Annotated in this window: 15 protein-coding genes; 3 read left to right on the plus strand and 12 right to left on the minus strand. The window is 68.3% G+C overall.

What is annotated here, in order from left to right; all coding sequences use genetic code 11:
• Window positions 1-159: 159 nt before the first annotated feature.
• The 8 genes from RJ1_RS31770 to mdo all read right to left on the minus strand — a co-directional run bounded on the left by RJ1_RS31770 (window position 160) and on the right by mdo (window position 10,173).
• Window positions 160-1,824: an ABC transporter permease gene (locus RJ1_RS31770; RefSeq protein WP_073366469.1), complete on the minus strand. Its 1,665-nt coding sequence runs from the start codon at window positions 1,822-1,824 to the stop codon at window positions 160-162.
• Complete coding sequence (locus tag RJ1_RS31775) at window positions 1,821-2,756, minus strand: ABC transporter ATP-binding protein (protein WP_073366470.1); 936 nt, start codon at window positions 2,754-2,756, stop codon at window positions 1,821-1,823. Before RJ1_RS31775 ends, RJ1_RS31770 begins: the two co-directional genes overlap by 4 nt.
• Window positions 2,757-2,792: 36 nt before the next feature.
• A complete protein-coding gene (locus RJ1_RS31780) occupies window positions 2,793-3,479 on the minus strand; it encodes a MadR family response regulator transcription factor (RefSeq protein WP_073366471.1) in 687 nt (228 codons plus the stop codon).
• Window positions 3,476-4,816 (minus strand): MadS family sensor histidine kinase, encoded by a 1,341-nt coding sequence (locus RJ1_RS31785; RefSeq protein ID WP_073366472.1) that lies wholly within the window; start codon window positions 4,814-4,816, stop codon window positions 3,476-3,478. Before RJ1_RS31785 ends, RJ1_RS31780 begins: the two co-directional genes overlap by 4 nt.
• Before the next feature lie 4 nt (window positions 4,817-4,820).
• On the minus strand, window positions 4,821-6,008 hold the full coding sequence (locus tag RJ1_RS31790) for an iron-containing alcohol dehydrogenase (RefSeq protein ID WP_073366490.1): 1,188 nt from the start codon (window positions 6,006-6,008) through the stop codon (window positions 4,821-4,823).
• Between the two features lie 136 nt (window positions 6,009-6,144).
• Complete coding sequence (gene madC / locus RJ1_RS31795; RefSeq protein WP_073366473.1) at window positions 6,145-7,683, minus strand: MadC family VWA domain-containing protein; 1,539 nt, start codon at window positions 7,681-7,683, stop codon at window positions 6,145-6,147.
• 2 nt (window positions 7,684-7,685) lie between these two features.
• Window positions 7,686-8,792 (minus strand): MadB family AAA-type ATPase, encoded by a 1,107-nt coding sequence (locus RJ1_RS31800; RefSeq protein WP_073366474.1) that lies wholly within the window; start codon window positions 8,790-8,792, stop codon window positions 7,686-7,688.
• A 109-nt stretch (window positions 8,793-8,901) separates the two neighbouring features.
• The gene (mdo, locus tag RJ1_RS31805; protein WP_073366475.1) at window positions 8,902-10,173 is read right to left on the minus strand and encodes an NDMA-dependent methanol dehydrogenase; all 1,272 of its coding nucleotides are present in this window, start codon (window positions 10,171-10,173) and stop codon (window positions 8,902-8,904) included.
• Between the two features lie 322 nt (window positions 10,174-10,495).
• Here mdo and RJ1_RS31810 point away from each other — a divergent pair, with 322 nt between their 5' ends.
• Entirely contained in the window at window positions 10,496-11,551 is a 1,056-nt protein-coding gene (locus RJ1_RS31810) for a ferredoxin--NADP reductase (protein WP_073366476.1), read from the plus strand.
• Between the two features lie 6 nt (window positions 11,552-11,557).
• Here the strand turns inward: RJ1_RS31810 and RJ1_RS31815 are convergent, their stop codons facing one another.
• Complete coding sequence (locus RJ1_RS31815; RefSeq protein ID WP_073366477.1) at window positions 11,558-12,154, minus strand: CHAP domain-containing protein; 597 nt, start codon at window positions 12,152-12,154, stop codon at window positions 11,558-11,560.
• A gap of 25 nt (window positions 12,155-12,179) precedes the next feature.
• A complete protein-coding gene (locus tag RJ1_RS31820; protein ID WP_073366491.1) occupies window positions 12,180-12,908 on the minus strand; it encodes a DNA alkylation repair protein in 729 nt (242 codons plus the stop codon).
• Between the two features lie 174 nt (window positions 12,909-13,082).
• Here RJ1_RS31820 and RJ1_RS31825 point away from each other — a divergent pair, with 174 nt between their 5' ends.
• Window positions 13,083-13,448: an SPW repeat domain-containing protein gene (locus tag RJ1_RS31825; protein WP_073366478.1), complete on the plus strand. Its 366-nt coding sequence runs from the start codon at window positions 13,083-13,085 to the stop codon at window positions 13,446-13,448.
• Window positions 13,449-13,536: 88 nt separating this feature from the next.
• Entirely contained in the window at window positions 13,537-14,190 is a 654-nt protein-coding gene (locus RJ1_RS31830; RefSeq protein ID WP_073366479.1) for a TetR/AcrR family transcriptional regulator, read from the plus strand.
• On the opposite strand, the gene RJ1_RS31835 is transcribed toward RJ1_RS31830, so the two are convergent.
• Both RJ1_RS31835 and RJ1_RS31840 read right to left on the minus strand, forming a co-directional pair.
• Entirely contained in the window at window positions 14,178-14,951 is a 774-nt protein-coding gene (locus tag RJ1_RS31835) for a glutamate racemase (RefSeq protein ID WP_073366480.1), read from the minus strand. The two genes, RJ1_RS31830 and RJ1_RS31835, sit on opposite strands and share 13 nt — an antisense overlap.
• Before the next feature lie 32 nt (window positions 14,952-14,983).
• Window positions 14,984-16,165, minus strand: a complete 1,182-nt coding sequence (locus RJ1_RS31840) for an NAD(P)/FAD-dependent oxidoreductase (RefSeq protein WP_240319963.1) — start codon at window positions 16,163-16,165, stop codon at window positions 14,984-14,986.
• Window positions 16,166-16,171: the final 6 nt, after the last annotated feature.

Here is a 16,171-nt window from a genome sequence, read left to right on the forward strand (position 1 = left end):
GCCCGCATCCCCACCGGCCTCGACGCACCGCAGCCGCGCGGTGAACGCCCGCAACTCGTCCAAATCCGGTGCCATCAATTCCCCCACAACCAACCTCCCCCAAGGCGGTTCGAAACTTTGTTCGATTCCAGCAACCTGGGGCCATCAGATCAACCCCGCCTACGAGTTCGTGAGGTCCCGCCGACGGAAGAGGACCACTCCCACCGCACCGACTACGACGGCGAACACAATGAGCCACATGAGTGGAGCGATCGTGACGTCCGCGGCGGGTACTGCAGGGACGTGCGTGAACGGCGACAGCTCACGCACGGCCTGGGGTAGCCCGAGTAGTGGTCCGAGAAGTCCGAAGATCAGGCAGAGCGCGAGCACGCCCCAGGAGAGCCCGGCCGACCAGGCCGGGATACCGCCGAACGACAAAACCACCAGTGCCGCGACGACCAGGATCGCGGGCACGAAGACGAGGGCGGCCCCGGTGAGATTCACGACCTTTTCCGGCACGCCGTCGGTCACCAGGCCGTAGGCGAGTCCGGTGGCCGCCCCGGTCAGCACCTGCAGGACGACGATGCCCGTGGTGACCAGGCCGACGTGCGCGAGCATCCATCGCGGACGCGAGACCGCTGTCGCGAGAACAGGTTCGAGCCGACCTGCCGATTCTTCACCGCGCATCCGCAGCAGAGCCTGCACGGTGTAGCCGGCCACCGCGATCGCCATCATGCCGAAGATGGCGGCGAAGTAGGCGTCGACCATGTTCGTCGTGCCGCCACCGAGCTGTTCCATCATGTCGGCAACCTGTTCGCCTTCGCCGAGGAAGTCGTCGATCTGGTCGGCGATCGCGCCGTACACCACGGCGAGGATTGCGATCCCGAAGGCCCACCAGAACAGGATCGTCCGTTGTATCCGCCACGCCGATCCGACCGCCGTCGGCAACGAACGGGACGCCCGGGCGGGTCCCGGGCGGGTCGGTACGAGCCCCGAGCCGACGTCCCGGTGTTCGGTGAGGACGAAGCCGACGGAGCCGACCACGAGTGCGAAGACGGCAGGCAGCCCCAGCACCCACCAGGCGTTGTCGTCGTAGGGGCGGACCTGCTCGGCCCAGCCGATCGGCGACATCCACGTCGTCCAGCCACTCACCACCCGGGTGCCGTTGTCCGTCACCGTGCCCGTCATGTCGCCCACCGCGCGCACCAGGAATGCCACGCCGAGCGCCGCACCGGCCAGTCCGTTTGCGGTGCGCGCACTGTCCGTCACCTGCGCGGTGACCGCGGCGATCGCCGCGAACGCGATGCCTGCCCCCGCCACCGCCGCGCCGAGGGCCGCCGACCCGTCCAGCGGCAGACCCGCCGCCGTCAAGACAACGACGTTGAGCAGTCCGAGAGTCAGGTTGGCACCGACGGCGACCACCAGGGCCGCGGTGAGTAGTGACTTCCGGCCGACGACGGCGGCCTCGACGAGTTCGGCGCGGCCGGTCTCCTCGTTCTGACGGGTGTGCCGCACCACCAGCAGGGTGGTCATCAGGGCGGCAGCCAGCGACATCGGCATGACGATCTGACAGGCGAGCACGGCCCCGGCGCTGTATCCCGACACGAGACCGTTGGTGGCCAGCGCGACCGGCGACGCTGCAGTCGCCATCGCGAAACTGCGCAGGTCGGGCTCCGTCGGATACAAACCCAGCACACTCGATGCCGAGAACGACTGCAGCGCAGCGAGAGCGAGCAACCACACCGGCAACGGGATGCGGTCGCGGCGCAGGGCGAGCCGCACGAGCCGGACGGTTCCCGCGAACTGACCCCGCCCGGTCGACCCCGGCGCCGTCACCGTGCTCACAGTGCCCGCGTCCCGGACTCGGCCCGCCGGTGGTTCTCGCCCTCGCGGGCCAGTTCGTCGCCGTAGTGCCGCAGGAACAACTCTTCCAGCGTCGGCGGCGTCGACGTCAGCGACGTGATCCCGAACGACAGCAGGTGACGCAGCACACCGTCGATCGCACTGGTGTCCGCTTCGCACCGGGTGTGCGCGCCGTCGACCCGCACGTCGTGCACGCCCTCGACGGCCTCCAGTCCGGTCACCGGGCGCTGCGTCTCGGCGGTGATCGACGTCCGCGTGAGGTGACGCAGTTCGGTGAGGGTGCCGGTCTCCACGGTCCTGCCCTCGCGGATGATGCTCACCCGATCGCACAGTGCCTCGACCTCCGCGAGGATGTGACTCGACAGCAGGACCGTCTTCCCCGCGTCGGACATCTCCTCGACGCAATCCTGGAACACCGACTCCATCAACGGATCCAGCCCCGACGTCGGTTCGTCGAGCACGTACAGTTCGACGTCCGACGCGAACGCGGCCACCAGCGCGACCTTCTGCCGGTTGCCTTTCGAGTAGGTGCGCGCCTTCTTCGTCGGATCGAGTTCGAACCGCTCGAGAAGTTCCGCGCGCCGGGATTCGTCCAGCCCGCCGCGCAGTCCCGCGAGGAGGTCGATCGCCTCGCCCCCGGTGAGATTGGACCACAGGTTCACGTCGCCGGGAACGTAGGCGAGCCGACGGTGCAACGACACGGAGTCGCGCCACGGGTCGCCGCCCAGGAGACGGGCATTGCCGGAATCCGCGCGCAGCAGTCCGAGCAGCACCCGGATGGTCGTCGACTTACCGGACCCGTTGGGACCGAGGAATCCGTGCACCTCCCCCGTCCCCACCTCGAGGTCGAGGCCGTCGAGTGCGCGGGTCGGCCCGAACGTCTTGACGAGATTCTCCACCGAGATCGCAGCCATGATGGGAACGCTACGCCGGTTCGCGACGGTGCCGGATCAGATCAGACCGAGCTTGCCCGCCTCGTACACGGCCTCCGCACGCCGACTGACGTCCAGTTTGCGCATGATGTTGCTGACGTGGAACTTCACCGTTGTCGCCGAGATGAACAGTCGCTCACCGATCTTCGCGTTCGACAACCCCTTGGCGAGGAGTTGCAGGACCTCCAGTTCGCGCTCGGTGAGCCCTTCACGCGGCGTCGTCTGACCGTTGAGTGAGCGGATCACCGCGGAGGCGCTGCGCGAGTCGAAGGCGCTCTCACCGCGGGACACGGCGCGGATGGCGCGCACCAGTTCGGTGGTGTCGACGTCCTTGACCACGTAGCCGCGGGCACCGGCGTGAATGGCGCGGACGACGAGTTGCTCGTCGAGAAACGTCGTGAGCACGAGCAGACCCAACGTGCTGTCGGCGGCGGACAACTGCGCGCACAGTGCCAGTCCCTCGTAGTCGGAGGCCGCGGACAGCTTCAGATCCATCAGCACGACATCCGGTGCGACGCGCTCGACGACGCCCAGCGCCTCCTGACTCGACGACGCCTCCCCCACCACCTCGAGATCCGGTTCCCGCTCGAGGACGGAGCGCAGACCCTGACGGAGGATCGCGTGGTCGTCGACGAGCACGAGTTTCACCACCTCGGTGGGGCGCACGGTGCCGGTCTGGTCACGCACCGAGGTTCGTATGGTCATCGGTCCACCTCACTGTCGGAATGGAGCGGAATCCGGGCAGCGACCCGGACCCCGCCGATCCTGGCCCGCGCCACGTCGAGGGTGCCACCCAACTCGGCGGCGCGGGCCTGCATGTTGGCCAACCCGCGGTGGTGCCCGTCGAGGTCGTTGTTCGCTGCCATCCGCAGCATCAGGCGCATGCGCTTGGGATCGCCGTCTCCGTCGTCGGCGACGGACAGCAGCACCGAGTCCTCCGAATACGTGAGCCGCAGGACGGCGCGGGTCGCGTTGGCGTGCACCGCGGCGTTGAACAGCGCCTCGCCGGCGATCCGCAGCAGCGCATGTTCGCGGTCGCTGGACAACTCCGCCGGTGTGCCGCCGACGCGGACGGTGACCTCGAGTTCGTCGGGCATGTGCACCACCCCGAGTTGCTCGAGCATCTCCGGGAGCGATGTCCGGTCGGAACCGCCGGAATGATTGAGCGCGTAGATGGCGGAACGCAACTGCTCCACCGCGCGGCGCGTCAATTCCTTTGCCAGATCCAGCCGTTCGCTGCGTTCGTCGTCCGGAACCCCGCTGCGGCACACCTCGATCTGCATGCCCGCCGACAACACCGCCTGGGTGACGCTGTCGTGGAGTTCGCGCGCGATCCGGTGCCGTTCCTCGTCGAGCACCTGATGCCGGTGGGCCGCCCCGAGTTGACGCTGGGTGGATTCGAGTTCGGCGTTGCGCACCGCGAGATCCGAGGCGGTGCGGCGTGCCTCCGAGTACGCGTGCTCGGCCCGCTCGAGCAGTAGCTGGCCCCGCTGGTACAGCGCCGAATTCTGCAGGGCCACCGCGGTCTGGCTCGCGAGGATGCTGAGGACCGCGCCGTCGGTGGTGTCGAGGGTGCGCTGCTCCGCGGTCCACGCGGCGAAGGCTCCGACGACGCCGCCTTCGAGGACGATCGGCACGAAGGCGTGGTGCGCGTCGATGACGGGAGCGCCGCCGGTACGCGCGGACCGGATGTCGGCCAGACACGTCACGACCTCGTCCGGCAGCGGCGGTCCCTCCACGTTGTCGACGAGGAACGGCGTCGCGTCCGGGCCGAGCACGAGGCGACGGGGCCCGGCGTCGGGCAGCATGCCGTCGGCGAGGGCGAACGCGACCCACTGCGCGTCCAGGTGTGCCCGCGCCGCCTCGGCGACCGCGCAGATGAGGGTCTCGGGGCCGTCCACGGTGCGGACGAGTGCCCGGGAGATGAGCTCGAGCGCGTGGACGACGCGTTCGAGACGCTCGGCGGCGCCGCGGTACTGGGGGTAGAAGGTCGGTTTCCCGGACCGCAGTCCGGTGAGAGTCGACAGATCGGGGGCGTTCATCTGCTCACAGCGCAGACCGGAACAGTGCCACCATCTGCTCCTGTGTCGCCGTGCGCGGATTGGTCGACATACACGCGTCGCGGAGGGCGAACTCGGCCAGGCGCGCCAGATCGCTCTCTCGAACCCCCAACTGCCCCAGACCTTTCGGAACGCCGACCTCACGGGCAAGGCGCTCCACGCGATCCGCTACCGCGAGCGCCGCCTCCTCCGGCGTTGCGCGACGCTCCTCCAGACCGAGTGCGGCGGCGATGGCGACGAACGGGGTGGCGTCGTCGGTGGCGTTGAACCGGATCACGTGCGGGAGAAGGATGCCGTTGATGACGCCGTGCGGCAGGTCGAGCAGTCCCCCGACCTGATGGCTCATCGCGTGCGCGGCGCCGAGAATGGCATTGGTGAACGCGAGGCCGGCTTCGAGGCTCGCCTGGGCCATGACGGCGCGCGACTCCATCTCCATCGGCTCCTCGATGGTGCGGACGAGGGTGTCGGTGACCAGGCCGACGGCGCGCAGCGCATGGTGGTCGGTGAGCGGGTTGTGCGCCAGCGACACGAACGCCTCGATGCCGTGGGTGAGCGCGTCCAGTCCGGTGGCGGCGTTGAGCCACTCCGGCATGGTGGTGAGCAGACGGGGGTCGATCACGGTCACGTCCGGCACGAGCGCCCGGCCGATGATGGTGATCTTGGTGCCGCGCCTCGTGTCGGTGACGATGCAGAACTGCGACACGTCGGCGCCGGTGCCGGACGTGGACGGCACCATCACCAGCGGCGGGATCGGACTGGTCGCCTGGTCGACTCCCTCGTAGTCGAGGATGTTGCCCCCGTTCGCGGCGAGCACCGCGATGCCCTTCGTCGCGTCGATGACGGAGCCGCCGCCCAGCGCGACGAGGACGTCGCATTCCCCCTCGCGATACGCGTCGTGCCCGGCCGCGATCTCGTGGTCCTTGGGGTTGGGTGTCAACGCGCTCCACACGACGGGGGTGAGGCCCTGTTCGCGAAGCTGATCCTGCAGTTCGGACGCCCAGCCGGCGTCGATCAGGCCCGGATCGGTGACGAGCATCGGCCGCGCCCCGCCGAGGCGGAGAACGGCGTGCGCCGCCTCGACCATCGACCCGATACCGAACACGATCTCGGGTGCGTGGAATTTGACCAGCCTGCCCGGCGCGGTGGTGCGGGTGGACGGAACGGACACGGACACGGACACTCCTCCCGGCACCTGCTCGGATGTGATCCAGATTACAAGACTCTGGCCTAGACCCTACGGGCGGGGAGCCGCTCCCACACCCACCGAAGGACAGGCTCGGTACCTACCCGATCGGGTAGGTGGACGAGATTCACCGCAGCGCGTGGCCCAGCTCGGCGGCGCGGGACATCAACTGGGCGGCATCACGCGCAACGACGACGCGATCGCAGATCTCGGCATAGTCCGGCATCGCGCACGACGCCTGGTTCCAGTACCGCTCGGGTTCCGGCGTGATCCACGCCAGCCGGTGGACCTTGCGCCGTAGCTCGGCGAACTCGTCGACGCCGGGCGGCAGTCCGTTGCACCGCCCGTCCCCGACGACCACGACCGAGGTGCGGGAGTTCACGTCGGTGCCGAACTCGGTCAGCACGTCGGAGAACACCCGGCCGTAGTCGCTGCTCGCCTCCAGATCGATTCGAGGGTCGGCGAGGACGGACGCCAATGCGTCGTCGTCCGCCCCGGCGAGGAGGGTGTCCGTGACGTCGACGGGCCGATCCACGAATGCCAGCACCTGGCACCGGCTCGCGCGGCGGTGCATGGCCTGCGCCAACCGGAGTGTGAACGCGGTGACGGGTCGTACCGACAGCGACACATCCGCCAGGATCAGCACCCGCACGCGGTCCGGACGCGGCGCCCGCACCATGAGATGGAACGGCACGCCGTCGGTCCGCAGGCTCGCGCGGACGGTCCGACGCATGTCGAGCCGGCCGTTCGCCAGTTCGCGCGGGCGCGGACGTGACGGGCCCCGCATCCGCCGAAGTACCTCGTAGCAGGCCTGATTCACCTCTGCGCGTGACGTCGCCGAGCCCGATCCGCTCGCGGGCGCCGCCGGTGCCGCCGGGTGTCCCGCCGTCAGTTCCCGGGCATCCGCCAAAGCGCCGACGAAGGCCTCCACGGCCTCCGCCAGCCGGTTCAGCTGGGCGGCGGTGAGGGGTTCGGCTCCGTCGGAATCGGAGTAGACCTTGCTCGGGTCGTACGCGTCGAGCCACGCGAGGATCGACTCCGGGTCGTCCCAGGACAGCGATCCGACGACGGCACCGCTCGTGGACGACGCCAGGTCACCGACGGCAGTACTCGCCGCCCGCTCGACCTCGACCGTGTACGTGACGCCCCGGCGACCGGAGTCGGCTTCCGAATCGACGGACAGATCGGCGTCGCTCGATGTCATGCTGACATCGTCGTCGTCCTTGTGCGGGTTGAAACCCTTCTCCGCCTCGGGGGTGTCGAAGTGGTCGCCCACCTCGGCGGCGCGCTCGTTGTATTCCGCGTATCGCGCGGTGTCCCCGTTGTCCGCCACCTCCAGTGCGTCCGGAAGTCCCTCCGCGAACTCGACCCGGGACGGCCGATGCGAATCGGGCGTCGCGTCGGCGACCGCACCGAAGAAGACGTCGAAGGCACTCTCGAAGCCCGGCTGCTCGTACGTGTACTTCGCGCACGCCGCACGCAACGACGCCCGCAGCGTGGGCAGGTCCCGGCCACCGACCAGGCCGAATACCCGGCGAACCTCGATGACCTCGGCAGGTGAGGCGGCGACGCCGTAGCGGCGCAACACCTTTCCGAACGACGCGGCGAGAACGTCGAGGAGTTGCCCGGGAAGCGACGGAGCAGGGTCGGGCAGCGGGCGGAGCATGGTCAGCGCCTGCCCTGCCGGCCCGCGCCGATGCCGCCGCGGTCGCGGCCACCGTGCCCGCGGAAGACGGCGGTCGTGGTGTTGGCGGGCCGCGACGCCACCGTCGCGCGCTCCGCCGGCGCGCCGGACGCCGGCGCCTCGTCGGCTGCAGCGACAGGCTCGTCGCCGTTCAGTCGGGTGCGGGCCAGTTGAACGTCGCTGGTGTACTTGAGCAGGGCGGTCAGCAGGATGTCGCGGACCGAGGCCTGCGAACTCACGGCCACCCCCGTCGACTTCAGGACCACGGCGGCACGGGCCGCGTCGATGACCTCCGCGATCGACGGGCTCTTGCGGAGCGGCAACTGCCGCAGCGTGCGCGCCAGATCCACGACATCCGCCGCGACGGCATCCTCGACCTCGGGCGCCCTGGCCGTCACAATGTCCCGCTCACGCTGCGGTGTGGGATATCCGAGATGGTAGTGCAGGCACCGGCGCTTGAGTGCGGGCGACAGTTCCCGAGTGTCGTTGGACGTCAAGATCACCCAGGGCGCCGAGCGCGCGGTGAACGTCCCCACTTCGGGAATGGTGACCTGCCGCTCCGCGAGAACTTCGAGGAGCAACGCTTCCATCGACTCCTCGGTGCGGTCCACCTCGTCGACGAGCAGCACCACCGGTTCCGGCGACAGGATCGCCTCGAGCAGGGGACGCACCGACAGGAACTTCTCCGAATACAGCCCGAAATCCTGGGCCGCCAGGAACTTCGACGCGTCGGCGATGTCGTCGAACCCGGCCATCTGTTCACCGATGCGGTCGCGCAACATCTGCACATGCAACAGCTGCTTGGCGTAGTCCCATTCGTACAGCGCCCGGTTGTCGTCGAGACCTTCGTAGCACTGCAGGCGAACGAGCTTGCGCCCCGCGGCCGCGGCCAGCGACTTCGCCAGCTCCGTCTTGCCGACGCCGGCCGGCCCCTCCAGCAGCAGCGGACGTTCGAGCGCGGTCGCCAGGTGGACGACCACCGCGAACTCGTCGGAGGCGATGTAGTCGACCTCGCGCAGCGCCTCCTTCAGTTCCGCGCCGTCGGCGAAGGTGATGTCCACCGGTTCCGGGGCCGTGTGCGGTGCAGTCATGATCGGGGCATCCGTCCTTCGTCAGCAGAGTCGATGGTGGGAACGCATCCGGGGCGGGGCCGGGCTGGGGTGTGGCGCCCACCCCGGACGCGAGTTTCGGTGGTGCGGGTCAGTACGCGCGGTTGATGGCGTGGTCGACGACGGGGATCATCGAGTCGACCGTCACCTCGCGCGGGTTGCCCGGCGTGCACCAGTCGCCCTGAATGTGCTCGGAGATCGCACGCACGGTCTTCTCGTCGCCCCGGATGGTGTCACCGCGACCCTCGTACTTCTTGGTGTTCATCTGGTTCTTCTCGTACGAGTCGGTGCGCACCTGACCGAAGTTGTCCGGAATGCCGACGTCCTTCGCCAGGCGGATGGCCGCCTCGACCGCCGCGTCCGCGGCCTGCACCGTGGTGAGGTTGCGGGTGTCGACTCCCAGCGCTCCGGCCAGCTGCGCGTAGCGCTCGTACCGAGAGGGCAGGTTGTACTCCCAGACGCGGGGCAGGGCGATGGCGTTGTTCAATCCGTGGTGGCTGTCGAAGAACGCGCTGACCGCGTGCGAGATCGAGTGCACGATGCCCAGGCCGCCGGAGTTGAATGCCTGGCCGGCGATGTACTGCGCGTTCATCATTCCCTCGCGGGCCTTCAGGTTACGCGGCTCGAACACGGCCTCCCGCAGGTTCTTCGCGACCAGTTCCACCGAGTAGATCGCATTGCCGAGCGACGGCGCGAAGTCGAGACGCGACACGTACGGCTCACTGCCGTGCGCGAGAACGTCGAATCCGCAGTACGCCGTGAAGTGCTGGGGGCAGGTGTAATACAGCAGCGGGTCGTCGATCGCGAGGGTCACGATGGTCGCCTCGTCGAATCCCACCCACTTGTGCGGGTTGTTCATGTCCGAGGTGTCGGTGATGACGTACGCCCAGGACGTCTCCGAACCCGTACCGGCCGTGGTGGATACGGCGATGTGCGGCGGGTTCTCCTTGTTGGTGGACTTCGCGAATCCCTCGAACTCGTTGATGTTGCGGCCGTCGTGCGCTACCACCACGCGGGCGCCCTTCGCAGCGTCGTGACTCGAGCCACCGCCGACGGAGATGATCGAGTCGCACTTCTCCTTCTGGTAGAGCGCGGCCGCCTCCATGACGTTGTAGTCCTTGGGGTTCGACTCGACCTTGTCGTAGAGCACGACCTCGACGCCCTGGTACTCGATCTTGCCGACCAGTTCCTCGATGATGCCCGAGCCGCGCAGGCCGGTGGTCATGAGCAGGGTCCTCTTGAATCCGAGGTTCTTCGCCTCGACACCGATGATGTCGTGGGCGCCCACTCCCATCAGCGCCCGCGGGAACGGGTGGAATTCCTTGATGGGGAAGTCCCAGATCTGGTTGAGCTCGATGGCCATGGCCGTCTCCTCGATTAGTCGATGTCGGATCTGAAAGGTTGTGGAAGGTGACACTGACGATGTGATCGGCGTCTCACCTGAGAATCACTGTGACGCAGTTCGGGCTCGAGTCACAGACCTGCGGGGCCGAACCGTCCGACCGCGGGGCACAAACTGCCCGAACGGACAGGTGCGGCCGGGACGAACCGGAGGGGGCGGCACTCGATACGCTGTCCATTCCGCGCGGAGTCCACCCGCTAGGCAAAAACTAGAACCTGTTCTATATTTGGAGCAGGCAAGCGAGCGTTCCGGCGCCGCGAGGTACGGAAGGACTGCACACACGATGACGACTGTCGAGGTGCCGCACAGCACACGATCGGTGGTGCTCACCGTCTCGGGCGTGGTCGAGGAAACCCCCGACTCCCTGTCGCTGGTCTTCGACGTCCCGGCAGAACTCGCCGACAAGTTCGCGTACAAGCCGGGACAGTTCCTCACCCTGCGCATACCCAGCGACCGCACGGGCTCGGTCGCCCGGTGCTACTCCCTGGCCAGCTCACCGTTCACCGACGGCGCCCCCAAGGTCACCGTCAAGCGGACGGCCGAGGGCTACGGGTCCAACTGGCTCTGCGACAACGTCGCCGTCGGCGACACCCTCGAGGTCCTCCCCCCGTCGGGTGTGTTCACCCCCAAGTCACTGGACCACGACTTCCTGCTGTTCGCCGCGGGCAGTGGGATCACCCCGGTGATCTCGATCCTCAAGGCCGCCCTCACCGAGGGGTCCGGCAAGGTCGTCCTCCTCTACGCCAACCGCGACGAGAAGTCCGTCATCTTCGCGGAGGAACTCCGCGCCCTCGCGGGCCGGTATCCATCGCGCCTCGTGTCCATCCACTGGCTCGAGACGGTCCAGGGCCTGCCCGGTGTCGATCAGCTCGCCTCCGCCGTTGCGCCCTACCTCGGGCACGAAGCATTCATGTGCGGGCCGGCGCCGTTCATGGACACGATCCACAAGGCTCTCGCCGACGCCGGGATGCCGCGCAGCCAGGTTCACGCCGAAGTGTTCAACTCCCTCGCCGGTGACCCGTTCCGCGACGCCGACGTCGTGGAGGTCACCGAGGACGAGGCCGCCGACGCCGCCACCGTGGAGGTGGAACTCGACGGCGAGATCCACAACCTGAGCTGGCCGCGCAAGCAGACCCTCGTCGACATCATGCTGGCCGAGGGAATCGACGTGCCCTACTCCTGCCAGGAAGGCGAGTGCGGGTCGTGCGCGTGCACCGTGCTCGAGGGCAAGGTCGAGATGGAGAACAGCGAGATCCTGGACCCCGAGGACATCGAGAGCGGTTACATCCTGGGCTGCCAGGCCCGGCCGGTCACCGACCACCTCAAGATCGAATTCTGAGGCACCTCACCCGAGTCGGCCGAACCCGACGACCGCGGAGTCGGTCGACCAGTCCACGGTGTGGACCCTGATGCGCCCGAACTCGTTGCCGCCGACCGTCGTAGCCGTGTCTCCGTCGACGGCGACGACGATGTTGGTGTGCTGGCCGACCCAGCTACTGTTGTCGTAGAGCACCACGTCCCCCACGGTCGGGCGATATCCGGCACCGACCTGCTCGAACCGGGACTGCGACTCGTAGTACTCCCGCAGCGTGTAGACACCGGGAATCCGCCAGTGCCCGGAATTCGGATTCGACAACGGCTGCCCGGCCTCCCGCATGATCCAGCTGACGAAGTCCGCGCACCAGGGTTCCTCGACCCCCTCGGAGAAGAAGGTTCCCGGCCGCTGCCTCCCGTGCTCGGTTTCGAGCAGTCCGACGATTCTCGCCTGCTGCGGCGACAATGCGGTCGTGTCGACGGCGGGGAAGTCCGCGGTGTCCCACGGCAGGTAGCGGTCCGGCGCCAGCCACAGCACCCCTCCCGCCGCAACGGCGATCATTGCCGCGACCGCTGCGAGGACCCACCCGAGACGACGCCGGCGACGAGTGGGAGCGGGAGCAGTCACGCCACCGAATGTAGCGGGAATCCGGTCACCGCATCGCGCGGTAACCCGCACGCTCCTCCGCGGTCAGATGCTCGCACGCGTACGTCAGGGCGGTGCGGCCCATCGCCGCGGCGTGCCGGTCGAGGAAACCAGTGAGGAGGCCACGGTCCACCCGCTTGCCGACCTCACGCAACATCCAGCCGGTCGCCTTCTGGGTGAGGTCGCGGCGGTCACCGAGAACACGCTCCGCCACCTCGAGCGTCGTGGACGCGTCGCCGTGCCGGATGAATCCGAACGTGGCGAGCAGCGCGACGCGCCGCCGCCAGAGGTCGTCGTCGGCGGCCAGGTCGAACACCAGATCTCGCGGCCGGTCGTACAGCCACGCGCCCAGGATCCGGTCGGAAGACGCATCCACCAGGTCCCAGTTGTTCACCCGCCCGCGCATCACCAGGTCGAGGTAGAAGGACGCGATCTTCTCGCGCAGGCCGTCGTCGCCGGCCTTGCTCGCCCGGTCGAACTGCGCAACGAGCACCAGTAGCCCCGCCAGCCGGTGCTCGTGCACGGGACTGTCGAGCAGCACCGTAACCTCCGGCAGATCCAGATCGGGATGTGCGCGAACAACGCTGCGCGTCGCGGGAACTCGCACGCCGATGAAGACGTCGCCCTCCCCGTACTCCCCCGGACCGGTCTTGAAGAATCGTGCCAGATTCACGGCGTCGGTCTCGTTCGACAACTCCGCGAGTGCGCGCTTCACGTCGTCTGCAATGGAAGTCACGAACGCACTGTCCCACACGAGACCGACAGTCGACCCGACGAACGGGGCCAAGGTCACGAAACATGCTCTGACCTGCGGTTCACGTTATCCGAATGCAACGGTGCAAGTATTGATCGGGCGGTCAATCAGGCGTGTACTCGAGGTGGACACAATCCGCTTTCGAGGAGGTTGGACATGAGATCGTGGAGTCGTATGCAAGATGTGGTGGCGATCGTGATCGGCGCCTTCGCGGCACTCTCGCCGCTGTGGCTCGACACCAACAACGCCGCGATGTGGTCACTCATCGTGCTCGGTGTGCTGGTGGCCCTCTCCGGTCTCGTCCACATGAGCCGCCCGGAGATGACTGTGGCCGAGTATGCGATGGCCGTCTTCGGAGTGCTGTTGTTCCTCTCCCCGTGGGTGATGAACTTCGACGCATTCACGGGCGCGTCATGGACCGCATGGGTCGTCGGTGTACTGACAGTCGTCGTGGCTGTCACAGGAATGCCGGTGATGAGTTCCCGGATGCACGGACACGGAGGGTTGGCGACACATCACTGATCTGTGAACCATCAGCACCGAGAACATCCGATTCGGGCGGGGCGCAGGCTTACGGCCTGCGCCCCGCCGTTCACGTCCGGAAAGGCCCATGCCAGCACCTCATCTCGGTAAGCCCGGTGGCCCCCAACCGCGGAAAGGCCGGCGGCGGCGCAGCGCGAAGATCGACGGCGACGCCCGGGAACTGATTCTCGACGCCGCCGAATCCCTCATCGCCGTACACGGATTCGATGCCACGTCCACCGCATCGATCGCCTCTGCCGCGCACGTCCCGAAAGGACTGGTGTTCTACTACTTCCCCACCAAGACCGATATCCTCCTGGCGCTGCTCTCCGAAAGACTGCCGACCGAACCCTTCGGCGACGTGAGCCCCCTGGTGACCCCGGGCGACCCCGCCGCCAGCCTCGTGAACCTCGACGCCGCCCTGAATCTGCGCGATCACCACTCGTCGGTGATGCGCGTGATCATCTGGCGTGAGGCCGAGACCCACCCGGACGTCCGCGCCCACCTGCGGCGGTTCCGCGACTACCTCAGCGACATCACCGAGCGACTACTCCAGGCCAGTTCGCCGTATCCCGTGCAACCCGGAACCCTCCGGGCATGCGCGACGGCATGGGTGGCCGCGATGTTCTCCGTCGCGGGCAACGACCGCCTGCACGACCTCGACGACCTGCCGAGGCGGCACGGCGAGGAACTCGACAACGTCGCACGGGTAGTGGCGGCCGGGATGGTTCAGCTCGGCTGAGCACGTCCCGCCGAGAGCAGCTGACCGGCGGGAAACGCCTCCGCGCTCGCAGGCAGACGTCCGGGCCTGCCGCTGAGGAACACCTCGACGGCGCCCTCCCCCGTGCTCGGACGGTTCAGCGCATCGATGCGGCGGAGGGTCTGCGCCGCGACCGCCTCCGCGCTGTCGAACAGCCGCACCCCGGCAGGGAGCTGCGCCGCGATCTCGTCGGCCACCAGCGGGTAATGGGTGCAGCCCAGCACCACCCCGCCGACGTCGCGGGGTGTGCGCTCCACGGCAGAGGCGATGGCCGCGGTGGCAGCGTCCCGCTCGCCGCGGTCGATGGCCTCGGCGAGACCGTGGCACGCGACACCCACCACGGAGCTGCCGTTGCCGAACTTCTCGATCAGATCGGCCTGGTACCGGCTCGCCGTCGTCGCCGCGGTCGCCCAGACGGCCACGGACGGACAGGCGGCGGCCGCCGGCTTGATCGCCGGGACCGTGCCGATCACAGGAACCTGCGGTCCGACGAACTCCCGGACGTGGTCGAGCGCGGTGACGCTCGCCGTGTTGCACGGCAGCACGATCACCTCGGCACCGCGGTCGAGGCTGCGCTGCACGGTCGCGAGAACACGGTCGATCACCCACTGTTCCGGCTTGGGACCCCACGGGGCCCCGTCCGGATCCAGAGCGAGAATCAGATTCAGGTCGGGTCGCAACTTGCGCAGCCACGCCGCCGTCGGCAGCATGCCGAGACCCGAGTCGATGAGCGCAACAATCACCCGGAGAATCTATCGCGCCGCCGCCCGGCGCCCTACGCCGACGCGGCCTCGAGGACCTCGGCGATCGGAGTTCCCGCCGCGATCTTGCCCCGCATCTTCATGACGCCCCCGGCCATTCCGCCGCCGACGACACCGGCCAGGATGCCGTCCCGCTCGTAGTAGGCGAGGAACTTGCGGCCGTCGTCCTTGATCACGTGCACCTCGTCGGTGGCCGCGACCGTGCCGAGCGCCTGGATCTTGACGTCGTACTGGTCGCTCCAGAAGTACGGCACCTGCGCGGCGGGATTCTCGTCGCCGGTCCCGGTCAGCGCGCCGGCGAGAATCTTGGCCTGCTCGCCCGCATTGCTCCAGTGTTCGACGCGCTTGCGCCCGCCCACCTGCAACTGCCATGCGGCCACGTCCCCGACCGCCCACACGTGCGGGACCGCCGTGCGTCCCACGCCGTCGCACACCACACCGTTGTCCAGTTCGACACCCGAGCCGTCGAGCCACGCGGTGACCGGCACCGAGCCGACACCGATCGCGACGACGTCGACCTCCACCTCGCTTCCGTCACCGAGAACGGCCCCCGTGACCCGGTCGGTACCCACCAGCGAGGTGAGTCCCACCCCGGCCCGGAGGTCGACCCCCTCGTTGGCATGCAGGCGGGCGACGAGGCCTCCGATCTTCTCGCCGAGCACGGACGCCAGCGGCGTCGGCTGCGGCTCCACCAGCACCACGTCGAGGCCGCCGGCCCGCATGCTCGCCGCCAGTTCGCAGCCGATGAACCCCGCCCCGACGATCAGTGCGCGCTTGCCCTCGGCGAGATCCCCGCGCAGCGCCAGGCTCTCGTCGATGGAACGGAGGACGTGGACGCCGGCGAGGTCCGGCAGTCCCGGGATCCGACGCGGCACGAGACCGGTGGCGATCACCAGTTCGTCATAGCCGAGTTCGGCGCCGTCGGCGAGTCTCAGGATGCGGGATTCCGTGTCCACCGACGCCGCCTCGACACCGAGACGCAGTTCGATGTTCTTCTCGTCGAAGAACTCACGCGGCTTGAGGGTGGTGTCGCTCTTCTCCCCGCGCATCACTTCCTTCGACAGCGGCGGGCGATCGTAGGGAAGGTGCGGTTCACCGCCGAGAAGAACCAGGTCGCCGTCGTATCCGGCCCGCCGGAGTTCCTCGGCGGTACGCAGACCGGCCAGGCCCGCTCCGACTATCACAATTCTCTGCACGCGACC

The sequence above is a fragment of the Rhodococcus jostii NBRC 16295 genome (assembly GCF_001894825.1).
GTDB classification, from domain to species: domain Bacteria; phylum Actinomycetota; class Actinomycetes; order Mycobacteriales; family Mycobacteriaceae; genus Rhodococcus_F; species Rhodococcus_F jostii.

Coding starts and splice junctions, on each gene's coding strand:
- RJ1_RS31775 (WP_073366470.1), bottom strand. CDS start 2,756: ATGGCTGCGATCTCGGTGGAGAATCTCGTCAAGACGTTCGGGCCGACC.
- mdo (WP_073366475.1), bottom strand. CDS start 10,173: ATGGCCATCGAGCTCAACCAGATCTGGGACTTCCCCATCAAGGAATTC.
- RJ1_RS31825 (WP_073366478.1), top strand. CDS start 13,083: ATGAGATCGTGGAGTCGTATGCAAGATGTGGTGGCGATCGTGATCGGC.
- RJ1_RS31800 (WP_073366474.1), bottom strand. CDS start 8,792: ATGACTGCACCGCACACGGCCCCGGAACCGGTGGACATCACCTTCGCC.
- RJ1_RS31780 (WP_073366471.1), bottom strand. CDS start 3,479: ATGACCATACGAACCTCGGTGCGTGACCAGACCGGCACCGTGCGCCCC.
- madC (WP_073366473.1), bottom strand. CDS start 7,683: ATGCTCCGCCCGCTGCCCGACCCTGCTCCGTCGCTTCCCGGGCAACTC.
- RJ1_RS31810 (WP_073366476.1), top strand. CDS start 10,496: ATGACGACTGTCGAGGTGCCGCACAGCACACGATCGGTGGTGCTCACC.
- RJ1_RS31785 (WP_073366472.1), bottom strand. CDS start 4,816: ATGAACGCCCCCGATCTGTCGACTCTCACCGGACTGCGGTCCGGGAAA.
- RJ1_RS31830 (WP_073366479.1), top strand. CDS start 13,537: ATGCCAGCACCTCATCTCGGTAAGCCCGGTGGCCCCCAACCGCGGAAA.